General features: G+C 63.2%; 21 protein-coding genes. 13 read left to right on the forward strand and 8 right to left on the reverse strand.

Going from position 1 to position 17,273, the window contains the following annotated elements:
• Positions 1–3: 3 nt before the first annotated feature.
• The 5 genes from SynA1528_RS09595 to SynA1528_RS09615 all read right to left on the reverse strand — a co-directional run bounded on the left by SynA1528_RS09595 (position 4) and on the right by SynA1528_RS09615 (position 4,034).
• A complete protein-coding gene (locus tag SynA1528_RS09595) occupies positions 4–879 on the reverse strand; it encodes a M23 family metallopeptidase (protein ID WP_186586562.1) in 876 nt (291 codons plus the stop codon).
• Positions 880–953: 74 nt separating this feature from the next.
• Complete coding sequence (locus tag SynA1528_RS09600) at positions 954–1,724, reverse strand: biotin--[acetyl-CoA-carboxylase] ligase (protein ID WP_186586563.1); 771 nt, start codon at positions 1,722–1,724, stop codon at positions 954–956.
• A complete protein-coding gene (locus SynA1528_RS09605) occupies positions 1,721–2,899 on the reverse strand; it encodes an aminotransferase class I/II-fold pyridoxal phosphate-dependent enzyme (protein WP_186586564.1) in 1,179 nt (392 codons plus the stop codon). Before SynA1528_RS09605 ends, SynA1528_RS09600 begins: the two co-directional genes overlap by 4 nt.
• Positions 2,886–3,203 (reverse strand): thioredoxin, encoded by a 318-nt coding sequence (gene trxA / locus SynA1528_RS09610; RefSeq protein ID WP_186586565.1) that lies wholly within the window; start codon positions 3,201–3,203, stop codon positions 2,886–2,888. Before trxA ends, SynA1528_RS09605 begins: the two co-directional genes overlap by 14 nt.
• Positions 3,204–3,260: 57 nt before the next feature.
• Positions 3,261–4,034: a PspA/IM30 family protein gene (locus SynA1528_RS09615; RefSeq protein ID WP_186586566.1), complete on the reverse strand. Its 774-nt coding sequence runs from the start codon at positions 4,032–4,034 to the stop codon at positions 3,261–3,263.
• 65 nt (positions 4,035–4,099) lie between these two features.
• Between SynA1528_RS09615 and SynA1528_RS09620 the strand changes: the two genes are divergently transcribed.
• Positions 4,100–4,621 (forward strand): DciA family protein, encoded by a 522-nt coding sequence (locus tag SynA1528_RS09620; protein WP_186586567.1) that lies wholly within the window; start codon positions 4,100–4,102, stop codon positions 4,619–4,621.
• 1 nt (position 4,622) lies between these two features.
• On the opposite strand, the gene SynA1528_RS09625 is transcribed toward SynA1528_RS09620, so the two are convergent.
• The 3 genes from SynA1528_RS09625 to SynA1528_RS09635 are packed head-to-tail and all read right to left on the reverse strand — an operon-like array spanning position 4,623 to position 8,469.
• Positions 4,623–6,401 (reverse strand): ArnT family glycosyltransferase, encoded by a 1,779-nt coding sequence (locus tag SynA1528_RS09625; RefSeq protein WP_186588390.1) that lies wholly within the window; start codon positions 6,399–6,401, stop codon positions 4,623–4,625.
• A 17-nt stretch (positions 6,402–6,418) separates the two neighbouring features.
• On the reverse strand, positions 6,419–7,543 hold the full coding sequence (locus tag SynA1528_RS09630; RefSeq protein WP_186586568.1) for a glycosyltransferase: 1,125 nt from the start codon (positions 7,541–7,543) through the stop codon (positions 6,419–6,421).
• Positions 7,540–8,469, reverse strand: a complete 930-nt coding sequence (locus SynA1528_RS09635; RefSeq protein ID WP_186586569.1) for a DMT family transporter — start codon at positions 8,467–8,469, stop codon at positions 7,540–7,542. Before SynA1528_RS09635 ends, SynA1528_RS09630 begins: the two co-directional genes overlap by 4 nt.
• Before the next feature lie 53 nt (positions 8,470–8,522).
• Between SynA1528_RS09635 and sppA the strand changes: the two genes are divergently transcribed.
• The 12 genes from sppA to rseP all read left to right on the forward strand — a co-directional run bounded on the left by sppA (position 8,523) and on the right by rseP (position 17,246).
• A complete protein-coding gene (gene sppA / locus SynA1528_RS09640; RefSeq protein ID WP_186586570.1) occupies positions 8,523–9,335 on the forward strand; it encodes a signal peptide peptidase SppA in 813 nt (270 codons plus the stop codon).
• Positions 9,332–9,715: a chorismate mutase gene (gene aroH / locus SynA1528_RS09645; protein ID WP_186586571.1), complete on the forward strand. Its 384-nt coding sequence runs from the start codon at positions 9,332–9,334 to the stop codon at positions 9,713–9,715. The genes sppA and aroH overlap by 4 nt, the downstream gene beginning before the upstream one ends.
• A 75-nt stretch (positions 9,716–9,790) precedes the next feature.
• On the forward strand, positions 9,791–10,360 hold the full coding sequence (locus tag SynA1528_RS09650; protein ID WP_186586572.1) for a DUF2808 domain-containing protein: 570 nt from the start codon (positions 9,791–9,793) through the stop codon (positions 10,358–10,360).
• Positions 10,361–10,406: 46 nt separating this feature from the next.
• A complete protein-coding gene (gene rpmH, locus SynA1528_RS09655; RefSeq protein WP_011935058.1) occupies positions 10,407–10,544 on the forward strand; it encodes a 50S ribosomal protein L34 in 138 nt (45 codons plus the stop codon).
• A gap of 39 nt (positions 10,545–10,583) precedes the next feature.
• Positions 10,584–10,970, forward strand: a complete 387-nt coding sequence (locus SynA1528_RS09660; protein ID WP_186586573.1) for a ribonuclease P protein component — start codon at positions 10,584–10,586, stop codon at positions 10,968–10,970.
• Positions 10,967–11,374, forward strand: a complete 408-nt coding sequence (locus SynA1528_RS09665; protein WP_186586574.1) for a PH domain-containing protein — start codon at positions 10,967–10,969, stop codon at positions 11,372–11,374. The genes SynA1528_RS09660 and SynA1528_RS09665 overlap by 4 nt, the downstream gene beginning before the upstream one ends.
• Positions 11,375–11,429: 55 nt before the next feature.
• Positions 11,430–12,572 carry a membrane protein insertase YidC gene (gene yidC, locus SynA1528_RS09670; protein WP_186586575.1) on the forward strand — a complete coding sequence of 381 codons (1,143 nt, stop codon included), beginning with the start codon at positions 11,430–11,432 and terminating at the stop codon, positions 12,570–12,572.
• On the forward strand, positions 12,569–13,087 hold the full coding sequence (locus SynA1528_RS09675) for a YceD family protein (RefSeq protein ID WP_186586576.1): 519 nt from the start codon (positions 12,569–12,571) through the stop codon (positions 13,085–13,087). The genes yidC and SynA1528_RS09675 overlap by 4 nt, the downstream gene beginning before the upstream one ends.
• Positions 13,084–14,577, forward strand: a complete 1,494-nt coding sequence (locus SynA1528_RS09680) for a Ycf46 family AAA ATPase (RefSeq protein WP_186586577.1) — start codon at positions 13,084–13,086, stop codon at positions 14,575–14,577. The genes SynA1528_RS09675 and SynA1528_RS09680 overlap by 4 nt, the downstream gene beginning before the upstream one ends.
• Positions 14,578–14,610: 33 nt before the next feature.
• The gene (locus tag SynA1528_RS09685) at positions 14,611–14,817 is read left to right on the forward strand and encodes a hypothetical protein (protein WP_186588544.1); all 207 of its coding nucleotides are present in this window, start codon (positions 14,611–14,613) and stop codon (positions 14,815–14,817) included.
• Between the two features lie 41 nt (positions 14,818–14,858).
• Positions 14,859–16,136 (forward strand): serine--tRNA ligase, encoded by a 1,278-nt coding sequence (serS, locus tag SynA1528_RS09690; RefSeq protein ID WP_186586578.1) that lies wholly within the window; start codon positions 14,859–14,861, stop codon positions 16,134–16,136.
• A gap of 24 nt (positions 16,137–16,160) precedes the next feature.
• The gene (gene rseP, locus SynA1528_RS09695) at positions 16,161–17,246 is read left to right on the forward strand and encodes an RIP metalloprotease RseP (protein WP_186586579.1); all 1,086 of its coding nucleotides are present in this window, start codon (positions 16,161–16,163) and stop codon (positions 17,244–17,246) included.
• Positions 17,247–17,273 lie beyond the last annotated feature (27 nt).

The raw sequence follows: 17,273 nt of genomic DNA on the forward strand, positions 1-17,273 counted from the left end.
CACTCAGGCTCTCTGGAGACTGCGCAACAGCGCAGCCATCAACTCGGCCACGGGATCGGCAGGACGCTCTGCGGATGGGCCAAGGTCGAACTCTGCGGGGTTAACGGCCTGCCAACTCCCATTCTTGGGGAGGCGCAGCTCGAAGTGAAGATGGGGGCCGGTGCTGCGTCCTGTGCTGCCGACGCGACCGATCACGTCACCTTGGCGCACCGTCTGCCCGGCTCTGACGTACAGCTCCGAGAGATGTCCGTAAAGCGTGCGGCGTTTGGGAGCACTGTGCTCCAGCTCGACGGCGATGCCGTAGCCACCGGCCAGACCACTGCTCACCACACGACCGGAAAGCGCTGCCACCACAGGTGTGCCATTGGGCGCAGCGAAATCCTTGCCCGTATGCATCATCCAGTCGCCGAGGATCGGATGGAGCCTCCAGCCGAAGCCACTCGTGGTGATGGCCTGGCCGATCACGGGAAACAGCAGCCTTGTATCTCCGTTTCCAGGACGAGGGGACGGTCGCGGCGTGACCGCAAAGAATGAATCCACACTGAAGCTGGACTCACCCCCCGCCAGGAGGGGATCGACAGGAACCGCCTTGGGCGTGCGAGACGACGCTGGAGCTCGGCGGGATCGAGGAAGGGAACGCACAGCCACTCCCGCTGCACACTCCTGACGGGACAGCGCACCATCGCGACAGGCGCGTTGATGACGGGAGACATCGATTGGGGACTGCGGTTGTCCCGCTTTAAGCACCCGTCGTTCCTGTGGTGTGATCACCCGAGAACGCTCAAGCTGCTCGAGGGACTGATCAAAACGCATTGGGGGCTTTGCCCCTCTGATCTGAGAGGGATCTGGTTTGAGAGGGGCTGCTGGAATGCTCAGCATCCAAAACAGCGTCCACCAGCGGATCACAACCAGCCACGACTTGGCCTCAAAACCTTACGAGGATTCAGCTGTGGTCATGGCCAGCGAATCCACTCTGTTCGCTGTTGCCCGCGTCGCAGTTGCAGGCCGCCCCGGGATGACAGCCCTTCGATGGACCAGGGAGGTCCCTTGTCTGAACTGAGGATCTGATCGCTCCAAAGACGATCTTCCACCCGCTGAAGCCAGGGGGAGGATCCAGCCACCAGATTCAGGCTGCACTCCAGCGCCAGCAGGAGTTCAGCGGCCCAGACATCCACGGAAGCTTCGGCTGGGGGCACCCATTCACGCAGGGCAATCGCGCCAGTGGGAACCGCGTTGCTGACGTTCAACCCGATGCCACAACGCACCAACCTCAGCTGCGTTCCACGGTGAACCAGCCGCGGCAGCACCCCCGCCAGTTTGCGCCCCTCCACCAGCAGATCATTGGGCCATTTGATTCGTACCGGCACGCCGTGCCTCTCCAACCTTTGGGCGAGCTCCAGGGCCAGGGCAAGGCCGAACAGCCCGGCCGCAGGAACGGACTGCCCCGACCAGGGCATGGCGGCACTCAGCCAGACCCCACCGCTGGGCGACTGCCAGTGGCGACCGCGCTGACCGACGCCTCGCCGCTGCCGGCGGGCCAACACCGCCCGTGGCCGCATCAGATCCGGGGAATCCCGAAGCCATTCAGCCAGGCTGATCTCGGTGCTGCTGCACACCGGCAGCCAGCGGAGATCCCAGATCCCCGCACGCTCCCTCCGGAATCTGCTTCGGTGCAACGCCAGCTGACGCCCCCCCCGACGGTGCGGTCGAGCCGTCCAGGTCATGGACAAGCAGCCACCAGCCGCCGGGCGCCCTGTTCGAGTTCATCCGTGGGACGCACCAGGGCCATTCGCAACCAGCCCTGGCCCCCTGTCCCGAAACCGGAGCCCGGGGTGAGGGCGACGCCGGAGCGTTGCAGCAGATGACGGGCGTAGGTTTCATCGCCAAGCGTCTGAATCTCGTCATCAGCCGGCAATGGCAACCAGAGGTACATGGCCATTTCTGGGGTTGAACAGGACCAACCCCCGCTCCGCAGCACCGACAGAACACGATCCCGACGTTCGCGATAGACACCGTGAAGACTTCTGGGCCAATCCGCCCAGCGGGTGAGGGCCTGGATCGCCCCCTGCTGCAATGCCAAGGACTGATTGAAGTCCACGACGCCCTTGACCTGACGCAGGGCAGTGATCAGGGGTTCGGCTCCGATGGCGAACGCCAGGCGAAATCCCCCCAGACACCACCCCTTGGACAGAGAGAAGAATTCAATCCCCCAGTCACTCCAGCCGGGACTCCGAAGCAGTGATGGCGCCTCTCCCTCCAAGGCAAGATCCACGTAGGGATTGTCGTTGGCAATCACCAGCTGGTGACGACAGCCCCGAGCCATCGCCTGATCCAGCAGCTCCTGGTCCCCCACCCGTGCGGTCGGGTTGTGGGGATAACCAAGGACGAACAGCTTGAGCTGATCCCACAGATCAGGGCCGATGGCATCAAGATCGGGGAGCCAATCCCGTTCCCGGGATAGGGGCAAACTGCAGATCGAGGCCCCGGCCAGCACCAGCCCGCCGCGATGGGATGGGTAGGAGGGATCAAGGAGAAGTGCCCTGTCCCCAGGATCCAGCACAGCGAGGGGGAGATGAGCCGTCCCCTCCTGGGAGCCCACCAACAGCTGAACCTGGCGCCGTGGATCAACATCCACTCCGAATCGCCGCTGGCACCAGGCCGCAACCGCCCGGTTGAACGGTGCTGTCCCCGCTTCAAGGCAGTAGGCGGAGCTGGACGGCTCTTCAACAGCGGCCGCCATCGCCTGCAGGATCTCAACCGGAGGCTGCAGATCCGTGGAGCCAAGGGAGAGATCGATCAGAGGGGGCGCGCCTGTGTTCTCTCGGTAGGCCTGCTTGGCCTGGTCGGTGCGAGCAAAAACGCCGTTACCAAGAGCCTCCAGTCGCCTAGAGGTGAGCATCCAGGAATGCCTGCAGCTGGGGCTTGGCAATCGCCCCTTCATGGCGGGCGATCACTTCTCCATCGCGGTAGAGGATGAGGGTGGGAATGCCTTGCACCTCGTAGGCATCACGGGTCGATGGATTGCCATCGACTTCGAGCTTGCCAACCGTGAGCCGGTCGCCGTAGGTGTCCGCCGCCCAATCCATCAAGGGGGCCATCAGCCGGCATGGGCCGCACCAGGGCGCCCAGAAGTCAACGAGAACAGATCCTGGAGCCTGAAGCACATCCGAGGTGAAGCCGGCGTCCGTGAAGTCAGCGACCAAAGCACAAGGTCATGGCTGACCTGATCCTATGGATCGCTGGACCGGAGCAGCCGGATTTCAGAGTTTGTCGATGGAACGCTTCAAATCTTCGAGATCCGCATCCACCTCCTCCACCTTCACCGGCTTCACGGCCTGGGAGTCCTCGGAGGCAGGCAGAGCAACGGCCTCGGGGCCGCCCTTGAGCTGGTTGCGAAGCGCTGCGAGCTCATCATCCACATCACTGCCCCCCTCCAGGGCGGCGAACTGGCTTTCCAGATCGGCCCCTGCCAGCTCAGCTGCGGCCTGGCCTGTGGCTTCCAGGGCCTCGACCTTTTCCTCCATGCGCTCGAATGCCGCCATCGCGGAATTCGTGCCGATGTTGCCCACGGCGCTCTGCAGCTGCTGCTGAGCCTGCGCTGCCTGGGCGCGGGCCTTGAGCATGTCCTTTTTGGTTTTGGCCTCGGCGATCTTGCCCTCGAGGGCCACAAGGCTCTTCTTCAAAGTCTCGACCTGGCCATCCTGCGACTGCACCTGTGCCTGGAGAGAGGTGGCGGTCTCCTGGAAGGTCTTGCGACGCGTGAGAGCCTCCCGAGCCAGATCCTCCTCTCCCTTTTTCAGCGCCAACTCAGCCCGCTCGTACCAGGTTGTGGCCTGAGCTGAAGCCTGTTCGGACTGACTGCGCAGCCTCTTCTGGCTGGCGATGGCCAAAGCGACCGCCTGACGCAGTTTCACTAGATCCGCCTGCATGTCAGCGACGGACTGATCGAGAATTTTTGACGGATCTTCCATGCTGCTCACCGCAGCGTTGGCGTTGGCACGCACAAGGCGACCCAGCCGATCGAAGAAACCCATCTGGAGTGGCAAAACCAATTTGAGATTAGCGAGTGAGGCTGAAAACTCCGCCCTACGCTCAGCACATGGCCATTGCACCGGACGGACAACGGCACAGGCTCCGCGGCGTTGAACTGCTCCAGCAGGCTCCCCCCGCTCCAGCCTCGCCCTTGAGTGACTGCCTCAATCGCCTCCACCAGGACTGGCGACGCGAAGGCAGCCTTGCCGGCCTGTGGCAGGACTGGCCCTCAATCGCCGGCGAGCTTGTGGCGACGCACTGCCGCCCCTTGTTCCTCCAGCGGGGCGTGCTGACGGTGGGGGCCAGTCACCCCCAGTGGCGCCAGGCTTTGCAATACAACAAGCCCCAACTGATTCGTGCTCTCAACAGTGCCGGGCACCCGGTAAGGGATCTGCGGATTCAGCAGCATCACGCCGGAAGCACAGCCCCATTGGAGAGTGAGAAGGACATCTGGTCCCGCCATCCCAGCCGGACTGATGTCCACGGCATGGGCACCTGTCCGCAATGCCAGCGTCCGGCACCGAACGGTGAAATGCAGCTGTGGAAGTGCTGCGGTTTCTGCCATCGCCAACGACTCAGCGACGGATGAATCAGAACCGCTCCGGCCGAGGCTTCCGCCAATCGGCATCGACTCCATCGGCCATCAGTTCGGCGGCGCGATCGTTCAAGCGAGTCCGCTCCACCCGCCAGACGGTGTAGACCCCGAAACGACCCAGCGTCTCCGGCTGCAGTCCCAGCCAGTGTTTCTGGCGGATTGTGCCCTGATCGATGATCAGCAGAACCGTCGGGGAAGTCCCCGGAGACTTCAAAGGAACCCCCCGCCAACCGCGACGCTGCTCATTCGTCAGGCGATCAGCCAGGTTCACCAACGCGCCATCCGATCGCCCTTCGAACAGGATCACCTGACCGGCGTAGAAGTGAACCGAGGGTTTCATCGCTCCCACCATGGCCAGGGGCTCCCGGGGCCGTTGCTGATCCACAAGGGTCTGGGCAGCACGGCGAACCGGGAGCTGCCGCAGTTGATCAGCCAATTCGGCAATGGGGATCAGGGCCGCGAGATGGAAACAGAGCAGTGGCAGCTGAACCGACAGCAAACGGACGACGGCATTGCGTCGCCAGGCCACCAACCCCAGCAGAACCGCCAACGTGAACCAGCCTGCCGCGCGCCATACCAGACCACTGGCCAGCAGATCCGTAGCCAGGGTGGGCATTTCCGGGTCGTTGATCAGCGGAACCCAGAGCGGCGCACACCAGAAACCAACCGCCAGCAGGGCAAGCAGAACCACCGTGCTGGCCCAGGCCAGGCCAAGCCAGCGATCCCTACGGCCGAGGGCGAAACAGATCAGCAACGCCGCAGCCGGTGTGGCCGGAAGCCAGTAGCTGGGGAGCTTGGTGGCCGCTGTAGTGAACAGCAGCAACACCGCCAGCAACCAGCAACCGGCGAACTGATGCAACGACTGGTCGGGGGAGGTGCGCTGTCGGGGGATGCGGGCCAGTCCCAGCAACAGGAGCGGCGAAAAGGGCATGGCCGCCACCAGCATCACAGGCCCAAAAAACCACCACGGCTGCAGATGGTCGTTGACGACGCTGGTGAAGCGCTGAAGGTTGTGATAGCCGAAGAAGCTGTCCCAGAACGGCTGCCCCTCCACCAACAGCTCCAAGGCGTACCAGGGCAGGCTCACCAGGGCCGTCAGAGCCAGACCGGGAAGCGGCCGCAGACGACTCCACGGCGTGGCCAGGTCACGCCTGAGGGCGCCGAACAGCAACAGGGTCAACCCTGTCAGCACCACCGCCACCGGCCCCTTGGCCAGAACCGCCAGCCCCAGCACCAGCCAGGCCGGCCACCAGCGGTGACGGTCAGGTGAAGCGAAACGCCGCCACTGCAACAGCAGACTGATGGCGAGCAATCCGCATAACAAGGCGTCACTGACGGCCGTGCGGCTCCACACCAACACCAGAGGTGAGAGGCCGAAACACAGGGCTGCGGTGACTGCAGCAGCAGCTGGCTGCCGGGTCCCCCCCTGAGGCCAACGCAACAGGGTGTCGGCCAAGACCAGCATCACCGCCAGGCTGGAGAGGGCCGAAGGCAACCGCGCCGCCCAGCTGCCGAGGGGATCCCAGAGCGCCTGTCCCGGCAGGCTGTAGCCCAGAGCCATCAGCCAGTACACCAGTGGCGGTTTGTCGAAACGCGGCAGACCGTTCACCCGAGGGGTCAGCCAGTCGCCGGTTTGCGTCATGGCACGCCCAGCTGCGGCGAACAGGGGCGGAGTTTCGTCCACCACTCCAGTGGCACCAACTCTCCAGAGGGTGATCAGGACCCCGAGGGCCAGCACCAAGGCCATCACCCCCAGATGCCGGCGGCCGGACATCACCACCAAGCAGCACCTCAGGACAACCCGTCGACTTTGACATCCGCCGCTGAGGACGATGACGGACGTCCCTGCAGGATCCAGTCTTCGACGCGATGGGCAAAGACGGCCTGGGTGGCATTTCTCTCCACCCAGGCGCGGCAGGCGGCACGATCCAGCTCCGGAAGTCGCTTCAGAGCATTGGTCAGTGCCGAGATGTCATCAGGTTCGACGAGGAAACCCGTCTGTCCCGACTGCACCAGTTCGCCAGGACCTCCGCGGTCGTAGGCCACCACCGGCACCCCACAGGCCAGAGCCTCCACCACGACATTGCCGTAGGCCTCATTCCATTTGGGCGTGTTGATCAGGGCCCGGCATCGCCCCAGCTCCTCCTGCAGATCAGCAGTGGGCAGGAAGCCTCGCCACTTCAGGGTGCCGGATGGCACCGAAGCCTCCACGGCCTCCGCGTAGGCCGGGTCCTCCCTCAATCCCCACACCAACAGCTGCTCCCCCAGAGCTGCCGCTGCCGCGGCGGCATCCTCCAGCCCTTTCTCCGGAGCCACGCGGCCAGCCCAGCCCAGGGGGCCGGAAGCCTCATGGCGAAATCGGTACCGGGACAGATCAAAGCCGTTGCCCACCACCCGCGGCGGGTGGGGGAGCCGAAAGTCCGCCGCCTGCCGTGCGGTGTGAAAGGCCAGTCGCTGCTGATCCCAAGACGCCAGCGCCTCGATCTGATCACGCATCACCTCCGCCACGGCCCCCATCGAGATGAGGTGATAAAGCTGAGCAGGAACGTGAGGGGTGATCCACAGCGGCAACCAGTCGTAGCCGAAATTGATCACGGCATCGGCCCTCGCACCGACCTGGAGAGCCAAATCAAGGAAACGTGGCAACAGGCCATCTCGGGGGATCAACACCGGGGATTCCCCCTCCAGGTGCTGCCAGCTGGGCTGGTCCTCACCTTGGACGGTCAGCAGTTCGACGGCTTCGCATCCCTGGGGCAACCGCGAGCCCTCTGCTGCGATCAGGCGAACCCGGTGGCCGCGGTCCACAAGCCCCTTGAGCAGGGAGCTCAGGGTGAGTTCAACGCCACCACCCTTGCCGCTGCCGAGCACACCGATGGGGGTGCTGACCAGGATTAGATCAAGGGGGCGAGAGGTCATCCCACCGGCTGAGGCTCCCACAGGCGTCGACGCTGGCTCACACACACCACTGATACCAACACCATCAGCGCACCAACCCACTGAAGCGGATCCAGACGTTCCCCCAGAAACCATCCCCCCGTGGCCAGGGCGAAGACGGGGGTTAGGAACCCAAGACTGCTGAATGTGGTCAGGTCCCGACGGTTGGCAAACCAGAAGAACAGCCCATAGGCCAGGGCACTGCCCAGCAGGGTGGCGAATCCCATGCGCCCCCAATCAGCGAGGGTCCAGTTCGGGAGGGTCCAGCCGTTCTGCCATTCGGCCGCCAGCAGGAAGGGACAACCACCCAGCAGCATGTGCCAAGCCGTCACGGCTACAGGATCGCTGTGGCGAGCGGCGTAGCGGATCAATACGGTGCCCACCGCCATCGCCAGAGCGGCCAGCAACATCCATCCCTCACCGGGTTGAAGCAACTGCAGAAATTGGGGTGGGTCCAGCAACAGCCACCAATGACCCAGCAGATCTGCAGGCACACCGAGGCAGACAATCCCTGCCAGGCCGAGGGCCAGTCCAAGCCAGCCAACAGGGTTGATCGATTCAGCGAACAGCACCCTGGCCAGAAGTGCCACCAGCAGGGGCTGGGAATCGATCAGCACCGAACCGAGCCCAGCACCGGTCTGCGCCAGACCACAGGCCAACAGCCCCTGGAACAGGCAGGCATCCACAAGGGTGAACAGAAGAAACCAAGCCAGATCCCGACGATCAAGAGACCAGCGGCGTCCACTGACCACGGCCCAGGCCATCAGCACAACCCCGGCGGGGAGCAAGCGAAAGGCCGCCACAAACCAAGGGCCGCCACTGGCGAGTAGCGGCGCCATCGCCGTCATGGCGGTCCCCCACAACGCAAACGGAAGCACCATCAGCAACCAGAGACGGAGCGGTGCCATAGGAGTGGAGGAGGATGCTCTTTTTAAGATCCAAAGGATTGCAGTTGCGAGAGATGATCTGGCCCTGGCGCCGTAAATCACGCCGTCGCATGGCGAGGATCGTGGTTGATGGTCCGATCACCGGCAGCACCCGTCAGCGGGTGCTCAAGGCAATTCGTGATGTGGAGCAGCGGGAATTCCCGGCCCTGCTCCTGCGGATTGACAGCCCGGGTGGAACGGTTGGAGACAGCCAGGAGATTCATGCGGCCCTGCTGCGCCTGCGCGCCAAGGGCTGCCGCGTGGTGGCCAGCTTCGGGAATATCTCCGCCTCCGGTGGCGTCTACATCGGCGTGGCGGCGGAGTCGATCGTGGCCAACCCCGGCACGATCACCGGATCGATCGGAGTCATCCTGCGCGGCAATGACCTGTCACGCGTTTTCGAGCGGATCGGCATCCGCTTCGACACCGTCAAGAGCGGGGTCTACAAGGACATTCTTTCCCCGGATCGTCCCCTCAGCCCCGAGGAACGAGCTCTGCTGCAGGAGTTGATTGACAGCAGCTATGGCCAGTTCGTTCGCGTGGTTGCCGAAGGCCGTTCGATGACCGAAGAGGCGGTCCGCGGCTTTGCCGATGGCCGCGTCTTCAGCGGTGAACAGGCGAAGGCCCTGGGTCTGGTTGATGAACTCGGCGATGAAGACCATGCCCGGCGCCTGGCCGCAAAGCTGGCAGACCTGGATGAAGCGACTGCGCGTCCGGTCACCCTGGGACGGACCCGCAAGAAGTTGATCAATCTCTTGCCAGGCTCCCAGCTGATCACGCTGTTGCAACAGCGCCTCAGCCTTGAGCTCATGGGCAGTGGTCAGGTGCTCTGGCTGTACCGCCCATGAACGACGTACCACTTCGCCTGGTGGGTCTGCGGGGCGCCACCACCTGTGCGGCCAACACAACGGCAGAGATCCGTCAGGCGGTCGGCGAGTTGATCAATGCTCTGGTCAGCCGCAACAGGCTCAATCCGTCCCAGATCGTTTCGGTGACGTTCTCCGTCACCGCCGATCTTGACGCCTGCTTCCCCGCTGCTGAAGCGCGCCAGCGGGAAGGCTGGGACAGCGTGGCCCTGTTGGATTGTCAACAGATGGCTGTTCAGGGCGACCTAAGCCGCTGCATCCGCGTTTTAGCCCACGCCTGGCTGCCCCAAGAGCAATCGCCTCAACACCCCTACCTGGGAGATGCCAGTCGACTGCGGCCAGACCGATCTGGTCACAACTGACAGCTCAGGGGCCGGCCCAGGGGACTCCCCTCCCGCCATGGGTCTCAGGAGAATCTCCACAACAGATTGATCGTGATGAAACAGTCCCTTCTGCGCCAGGCCTTGACCCTCAGCGCTGCTGCAGCGCTGACCACCGCCAGCCAATCCATGTTCGCTCCCAGGTCTGAAGCCCAGGGGGGCACGCCTGGCCTGATGGAATTCCGCTGGGACAGCGATCGGGATTACAGAAAGCTGTACTACTTCCAAACCTCAGCCATCGAGAACGATCGCTCGGAGTGGTACCTCCAATTGAGAGCCAAGGACCGCAAGACCGCGTTCATGAAGTTGACGGTGACGGTGCCCGACTACTTCGACTCCAAGCTGCGCCCTGAGCGAATGACCCTCTGCCGCACGTCCGCCGGCAGCATGATGAGCCGAACGCGGTGCCTCGAGGAGGTACCCGCCACGATCGAGGTCAACAAGTCCCAGACAGCCATTGAGGTCTACCCCGACACCCCCGTTCCTGTTGAAGGTGACTACTCCCTGCGGATCAAGCTGTTCAACCCTCAAGGCATGCGGATGTACCAGCTCAACGCTCTGATCCAAGCGCCTGGTGATGTGCCCATGTCCGGTTACGTGGGCAGCTGGCTAATCGACATCGACTGACTGATAAATTTGTCAGTTCTGATCGGCCGGACGCCAACCAATTCCTATGACGAAGCGCACTCTGGGTGGAACCAGCCGCAAACGGAAGCGGGTCTCCGGTTTCCGTGTTCGCATGCGCTCCCACACCGGCCGTCGGGTGATCCGCACCCGCCGCAAGCGGGGCCGCGCCCGTCTGGCCGTCTGATCCACAGATCAATCTGACCCTCCAACAACACCCGGGTTGATGGCACTCCCCGCCTCCATGAGACTGAGGGGGCACCGCTGCTTCAACAGGCTGCATCGCATCGGTCGCCGTCATCACGGCGACTGGATGGTGCTGCGGGTGATGCCGGCAGATCCACGCCTGCTGAGGCGGGAATTGCGGCAACGCCCAACGCGTTGCTGCCGCTGTGCCCTTGTGATCAGCAGCAAGGTGAGCAAGCGGGCTGTGCGCCGAAATCGACTGCGCCGGCTGTTTCACCAGCACCTGCGTCAGCAACTCGAACATCGCGGTGACCTTGCGGGCCGTTGGCTGCTGATCAGCCTCCGCCCCGAAGCGTCGGATGCGGATCCATCACAGTTGCTTGAAGAATGCGACAGTCTTCTCAGTTCCGCAGGCCTGGGCCGATGACCAGCATCCAAGAGGACGTTCACTACGACGGTGGCCCGGCCAAGGGTGATCTGATCTTCAATCTCCTGCTGGGTGTCACCTTGATCGGATTGCCGTTCGCGATCGGAGCCATTGTCCGGGCTGTGTGGCTGCGTTTCCGCATCACCAGTCGACGCATCTCCGTCACCGGCGGATGGATGGGCAAGGAAAAGACCCAGGTGGTCTATTCCCAGATCAAGGAGGTCCGCACCGTTTCCAGGGGCTTTGGCGCCTGGGGCGACATGGTGCTGGTGCTGAACGATGGCGCCCGCCTTGAGATGCGATCGGTGCCGAGTTTCCGCGAAACCGAGGCCTTCATCCTCGAGCGCATGGCAGCTCGTTCATCCGCACCTGCCGACAAGGCGGTCGAGGGATTCGCCACCTGAATCAGCTGTTCATGCACACTGGCACCACAACGTCACCAACCACGGGTCTTACAACGTGATCGGGTACATCTCCGACAACCTGCTGATCCCGATCCTGGATTTTTTCTACGGATTGGTTCCCAGTTACGGCCTGGCGATCGTGGCTCTCACAATCGTGATCCGCGTTGCCCTCTACCCCCTCAGCGCCGGATCGATCCGCAGCGCCCGGCGCATGCGCATCGCCCAGCCCGTCATCCAGAAGCGACAGGCTGAAATCAAAAGCCGTTATGCCAACAACCTGCAGAAACAGCAGGAGGAACTCGGCAAGGTGATGAAGGAATTCGGCAGTCCCCTGGCGGGATGCCTGCCGTTGCTGGTGCAGATGCCGATCCTCTTCGCCCTGTTCGCCACGCTGCGGGGATCACCATTCGCTGACGTTCCCTACACGATCAATCTCAAGGTTCTGCCCGCCGATCAGATCGCGGCCGTCGAGCCGAAGCCCTTCAACAGCGCCAGCCATTCAATCTTCATCGGTGAAACCGATCACGTTCCTGTGATCGCCAGCCTTCCCCGCGGAACCAAGCTCGGCGTCGGCGACAGCGCCACCGTGAACCTCCACACCAAAGATGGTCGAGGCTTTGACGACGTGCTCACAGCCGTTGACAACCCCTCAAGATTTGCCCCCAACTGGTCGATCACCAAAGGGGATGACGTGGTGAGCGTCAGCGACGACGGCACTATCACCGCCCTGGCCGCCGGTGATGCCACCGCGGAAGCCAAGATCCCTGGCTTGGCAGCCCGCAGCGGTTTCCTGTTCATCAAGGCTCTGGGCCAGGTGGGCTTCTACGCCGACGGAGACATCAACTGGGACATCGCCATCCTCGTCGGAGGCTTCGGAATCACCCTGTTCCTGTCTCAGCTGCTGTCTGGGATGGGCATGCCCGCCAACCCCCAGCAGTCCACCGCCAACAAGATCACTCCCGTAATGATCACGGGCATGTTCCTGTTCTTTCCGCTTCCCGCCGGCGTTCTGCTCTATATGGTGATCGCCAACATTTTCCAGGCGCTGCAGACCTTCCTGCTCACCCGTGAAGCCTTGCCAGACAACCTGCAGAAAATCCTGGATCAGCAGATGACTCAGCAGACGGTGCCCGCCACGGCGACCTCTGTGGGCGGTGGCGATTCACGCCTTCCCTTTGAACCCAAAGGCGGCAAATGATTGAAGGCCTGGAGCCTGTTGCTCTTCAGGAACTCCGGGTGCTGGGTGCTCCCCGCCACTGGTCCGTCGAAGGCCATCTGGATCAATTGCCGTCATTAACCCCTGTTCGGGGGCAACTGAGCGCCGAACATCGCGGCAATGTCCTGATGGTGGAGGGAGAACTCAGCACCATCGTGACCCTGCGCTGCGATCGCTGTCTCGGTCAGTTCAACCAACAGCTGCGTTGCACCAGCTCCGAACTGATCTGGCTGGGTGAGGCGCCACCGACTCAAGACGATCTTCAGGAGTCCGAGGACATCTCCGAGATCGAAGGATTGGTCGAATGCCTCGACCCGAGGGGTGATTTCGATCCCCAGCAATGGGTGTTCGAACACCTCAATCTGCAGCTGCCCGTTGTGAATCACTGCGGCGAACACTGTCCGGGACCGCCGCTCCGTCGGGAAACGGTTGTGAACGAGGTGGATGAGGCGATCGATCCCCGCTGGTCGGTCCTCCGAAATCTGCAACAGCCATGACCGCCGGCACCATCTGGGGGGATCAGTTGGATCTGATGATCCGGGCGAGAACAGCTCTGATCTGGATTCGCAGCAACGAGGAGGCGCGGGTTGAAGCCCTGCTGCGGCAGACAGCGACTCGGCTGCAGCACCAGCTTGGTTGCTGGGATTTCATCGACGGCCTTCAAGGCGTTCTGAACGTCGAAGGACTGGGAAGCCGTCAGCCAATGGCGGTGCTGCAATGGCTGCGGGAGCTGGACAGCAGCAAGCCGACCCTCCTCCTGGTCAAAGACTTCCATCGCTTCTGCGATGACCCCGGCATCGCCAGGATGTTGCGCAACCTTCAGCAGGCACTGCGCAGCACATCCCACACGTTGGTGCTCTGCAGCGGCAGCTGGTCGCCACCAGCAGACCTTGAAGAAGCCCTCACCCTTCTGGATCTGCCTTTACCGGACAGCGATGAGCTCCGCAGGCTGCTGAACACCATCAGCCAGAGCAGCGGGGTCCCTCTGGAGCCGACAGTGCTCGAGGAGCTCACCCGAGCCTGCAGCGGCCTCAGTGAACAGCGGGTCCGCCAGGTGGCTGCCCGAGCTCTGGCCCGTCGTGGGCAGCTTGGCGCTGATGACCTGGAGGAGGTTCTCGAGGAGAAGCGTCAGAGCATTGCCCGCAGCGAGGTGCTGGAGTTTTGCGTCACGGAGACCGGCACGGATGCGATCGGTGGACTGGCTGCGCTCAAGGACTGGTTGCAGCAGCGTCATCGTGCCTTTTCCGACGAGGCTCGTCGCTTCGGACTCCCCATGCCTCGGGGCGTGCTGCTGGTGGGCCCCCAGGGGACTGGAAAATCGCTCACAGCGAAGGCCATCGCCCGCAGCTGGTCGATGCCCCTGCTTCGTCTGGATGTGGGGCGGCTGTTCGCGGGGCTCGTTGGTGCCAGTGAAGCCCGCACCCGTGAAACGATCCAGCGGGCGGAAGCCATGGCCCCCTGTGTTCTCTGGATTGATGAAATCGACAAGGGCTTCGGCGGCGATGGCCGCAGCGACGGCGGCACGAGTCAGCGGGTGCTGGCCAGCGTGCTCACCTGGATGGCCGAAAAGCAATCGCCGGTGTTTGTGGTCGCCACGGCCAATGGTGTCGACCAGCTGCCGCCGGAACTCCTGAGGAAGGGGCGCTTTGACGAGATCTTCCTGCTGGACCTTCCCTCCACGGAAGAGCGTCACAGCATTCTCAGCCTGCACCTCAATCGACGACGCCCAGGGCTGCAGCTGCCGCTGGACACGGTGATCAGTCGTTCTGACGGATTTTCCGGAGCTGAGCTGGAGCAGACCGTGATCGAAGCGATGCATCTGGCGTTCGCAGAAGGCAGGGAGCTGAATGAAACCGACCTGATCCGCGCTGCCTCCCAGCTGATCCCCCTGTCCCGAACAGCACGGGAACAGCTGGAGGCCCTTCAGGCATGGGCCTCCAGCGGCCGTGCCCGACCCGCCTCCATTGCGGGACGTAACGAAGCCTGACCCCACGTAACGAACGCGGCCTCGGGTGAAGACTTGATTAATAGCGATCCCTACGGTCCGATCAATCGATTTCAACCCGTGGAACGCCAGAACGACATCACCTCTCAGCTCGCTGTTGCCTGCCTCGGAGCTGGTGTGATCACCACCATGGCCGTGGCCCAGGGACAGAATCCGATCACGGCACTCGGCATCACCGTCTTCTCTGCCGTAGCTGCCGTGATGCTCGGACAGGTTCTCTGATCGGCCTGCCATAGGCTGCCGGCGCCTCCTCTGCAGGATCCGTGCTCGACCAGCGCCTGGTGCGTGAGAACCCCGACGTCATCGCCACTGAATTGGGACGTCGTGGCAAGGCCGTGGATCTCACCCGCCTTCAGGTGATCGCTCAGCAACAGCGCAAGCTGGAAGAGGAGCGCAGTGGGCTGCAGGCCGAGGGCAACCGCATCGGCAAGGAGGTCGGCCAGAAGATCAAAGGGGGGGCCGACCCCAAAGGTGAGGAGGTCGCCGAACTCCGGCAACAGGGCAACGCCATCAAGCAGAAAGTGGCTGTGCTGGAAGAGGAGGAGAAGCACCTCTCCACACAGTTGAAGGAACAGCTGCTCACCTACCCCAACCTGCCCTCACCGGACTGCCCGGATGGCAAGGACGAGAGCGACAACGTCGAGCTGCGCCGCTGGGGCAACCCGCGACAGGAGGAGGGGCTGGAGGAGCACTGGCAGATCGCCGAGCGACTTCACCTGTTCGACACGGAGCGTTCCGTCCGCATCGCCCAGAGCCGTTTCGTCACCCTGATCGGCCAGGGAGCTCGGTTGGAGAGGGGATTGATCAACTTCATGCTGGATTTGCACACCAGCAAGGGGTACCGGGAAGTTTTGCCTCCAGTGCTGGTGAACAGCGCCAGCCTCACGGGATCGGGCCAACTGCCCAAATTCGCCGATGACTGCTTCCGCTGCTCTGAAGACGACCTCTGGCTCACCCCCACCGCCGAGGTGCCGGTGACCTCACTGCATCGCGACGAAATCATCCCCGCCGATCAACTGCCTCTCCGTTACGCGGCTTACAGCCCCTGCTTCCGCAGGGAAGCCGGAAGTTACGGACGAGATACCCGCGGGCTGATCCGTCTGCACCAGTTCAACAAGGTGGAGCTCTACTGGTTCGCTCACCCGGACCACTCCGAAGACGCTCACGCTCAGATCACCGCCGATGCGGAGGCCGTTTTGCAGGCGCTGGAACTGCCCTACAGGGTGCTTGATCTCTGCACCGCAGACATCGGCTTCTCAGCGCAACGCACCTACGACCTCGAGGTGTGGCTGCCGGGTGCCGCGGCCTATCGGGAAATCTCAAGCTGCAGTGTCTGCGGTGATTTCCAGGCCCGACGCTCCGCCATTCGAACCAAAGAAGGCAAAGCCTCGAAACTCGTGCACACCCTTAATGGCAGCGGCCTGGCCGTGGGCCGCACCATGGCAGCCCTGCTGGAAACGGGCCAGCAACCCGATGGCAGTGTTCTGCTGCCCAAAGCGCTGATGCCCTACGTCGGCTGTGATCGACTCCAGCCAGAATGACCCGATTGCGCGATTGAGAGCGGCATGAATGTGTTTGCGGCCATGGCCGTTCTGGCGCTGCTGATCGTCATCCACGAGGCAGGCCATTTCCTCGCCGCCACCCTGCAGGGGATTCGCGTCAGCGGCTTCTCCATCGGCTTCGGCCCAGCGCTGATCAAGCGCCAGCGACGCGGTGTCACCTACGCGATCCGGGCGCTCCCCCTGGGCGGCTTCGTGGCCTTTCCGGATGACGACGAGGACAGCACCATCCCTGCCGATGATCCGGATCTGCTGCGCAACCGCCCCATTCCCCAGCGAGCCCTCGTGATTGCAGCAGGAGTGCTCGCCAACCTGCTGCTGGCACTGGTGGTGTTGTTTGGACAGGCTGCCCTGGTGGGGTTACCGGCGGAACCGGACCCTGGAGTGCTGGTGGTGGCGGTGCAACCCGGAGGAGCGGCTGATCGCGCAGGGCTGACCCCGGGGGACCGTGTCCTGAGCCTGGAAGGGGACCCTCTCTCCGCCGGCCAGGAGGGCGTCAGATCAATGGTGCAGACGATCAAGAGCTCCCCGGATCAGACGCTCCGGCTCCAACGCCAGCGGGATCAGCAATTGGAGGTGATCAACATGACGCCGCTCAATCAGCAGGGGCAGGGACGCATCGGTGCCCAACTCCAAATGAACCTCAGCGGGGACTCCAGAACAGCCGCCAACCCTGGAGAGTTGATCAGTTACACCCTGGGCGAATTCCAGAACCTGCTGAAACAGACAGTGGCTGGTTACGGAGGGCTGATCACCAACTTCCGTGCCACCGCCAGTCAGGTGAGCGGTCCTGTGAAGATCGTGGAAATGGGGGCTCAACTCAGTGAGCAGGGAGGCTCAGGCCTGGTGCTGTTCATGGCGCTGATCTCGATCAATCTGGCGGTGCTGAACGCCCTGCCTCTGCCACTGCTGGATGGTGGACAGATGCTGCTGCTGGGGATTGAGGCGATCCGGGGGCGCCCGGTACCCGAGCGGCTTCAACTGGCGGTGGCGCAATCGGGGTTCCTGTTGATCGTTGGGCTGACCCTGGTGCTGATCGTGAGGGACACCAGCCAGCTGTCCGTCGTGCAGCAGCTGATGGGCCAGCGCTGAAGTCCGGTCAACCTGCAATGTAAACTC

This window comes from Synechococcus sp. A15-28, from assembly GCF_014280175.1.
In the GTDB taxonomy this organism is placed as follows: domain Bacteria; phylum Cyanobacteriota; class Cyanobacteriia; order PCC-6307; family Cyanobiaceae; genus Parasynechococcus.

Bases quoted from the DNA above. Each gene is read 5' to 3' on its own strand.
- SynA1528_RS09595 (WP_186586562.1), bottom strand. From the start codon at position 879: ATGCTGAGCATTCCAGCAGCCCCTCTCAAACCAGATCCCTCTCAGATC.
- sppA (WP_186586570.1), top strand. From the start codon at position 8,523: ATGATCTGGCCCTGGCGCCGTAAATCACGCCGTCGCATGGCGAGGATC.
- SynA1528_RS09675 (WP_186586576.1), top strand. From the start codon at position 12,569: ATGATTGAAGGCCTGGAGCCTGTTGCTCTTCAGGAACTCCGGGTGCTG.
- SynA1528_RS09635 (WP_186586569.1), bottom strand. From the start codon at position 8,469: ATGGCACCGCTCCGTCTCTGGTTGCTGATGGTGCTTCCGTTTGCGTTG.
- SynA1528_RS09625 (WP_186588390.1), bottom strand. From the start codon at position 6,401: ATGTCCGGCCGCCGGCATCTGGGGGTGATGGCCTTGGTGCTGGCCCTC.
- rseP (WP_186586579.1), top strand. From the start codon at position 16,161: ATGAATGTGTTTGCGGCCATGGCCGTTCTGGCGCTGCTGATCGTCATC.
- SynA1528_RS09600 (WP_186586563.1), bottom strand. From the start codon at position 1,724: ATGACCTGGACGGCTCGACCGCACCGTCGGGGGGGGCGTCAGCTGGCG.
- SynA1528_RS09650 (WP_186586572.1), top strand. From the start codon at position 9,791: ATGAAACAGTCCCTTCTGCGCCAGGCCTTGACCCTCAGCGCTGCTGCA.
- SynA1528_RS09665 (WP_186586574.1), top strand. From the start codon at position 10,967: ATGACCAGCATCCAAGAGGACGTTCACTACGACGGTGGCCCGGCCAAG.
- aroH (WP_186586571.1), top strand. From the start codon at position 9,332: ATGAACGACGTACCACTTCGCCTGGTGGGTCTGCGGGGCGCCACCACC.
- rpmH (WP_011935058.1), top strand. From the start codon at position 10,407: ATGACGAAGCGCACTCTGGGTGGAACCAGCCGCAAACGGAAGCGGGTC.
- SynA1528_RS09630 (WP_186586568.1), bottom strand. From the start codon at position 7,543: ATGACCTCTCGCCCCCTTGATCTAATCCTGGTCAGCACCCCCATCGGT.
- SynA1528_RS09615 (WP_186586566.1), bottom strand. From the start codon at position 4,034: ATGGGTTTCTTCGATCGGCTGGGTCGCCTTGTGCGTGCCAACGCCAAC.
- SynA1528_RS09605 (WP_186586564.1), bottom strand. From the start codon at position 2,899: ATGCTCACCTCTAGGCGACTGGAGGCTCTTGGTAACGGCGTTTTTGCT.
- SynA1528_RS09660 (WP_186586573.1), top strand. From the start codon at position 10,584: ATGGCACTCCCCGCCTCCATGAGACTGAGGGGGCACCGCTGCTTCAAC.
- SynA1528_RS09620 (WP_186586567.1), top strand. From the start codon at position 4,100: ATGGCCATTGCACCGGACGGACAACGGCACAGGCTCCGCGGCGTTGAA.
- SynA1528_RS09680 (WP_186586577.1), top strand. From the start codon at position 13,084: ATGACCGCCGGCACCATCTGGGGGGATCAGTTGGATCTGATGATCCGG.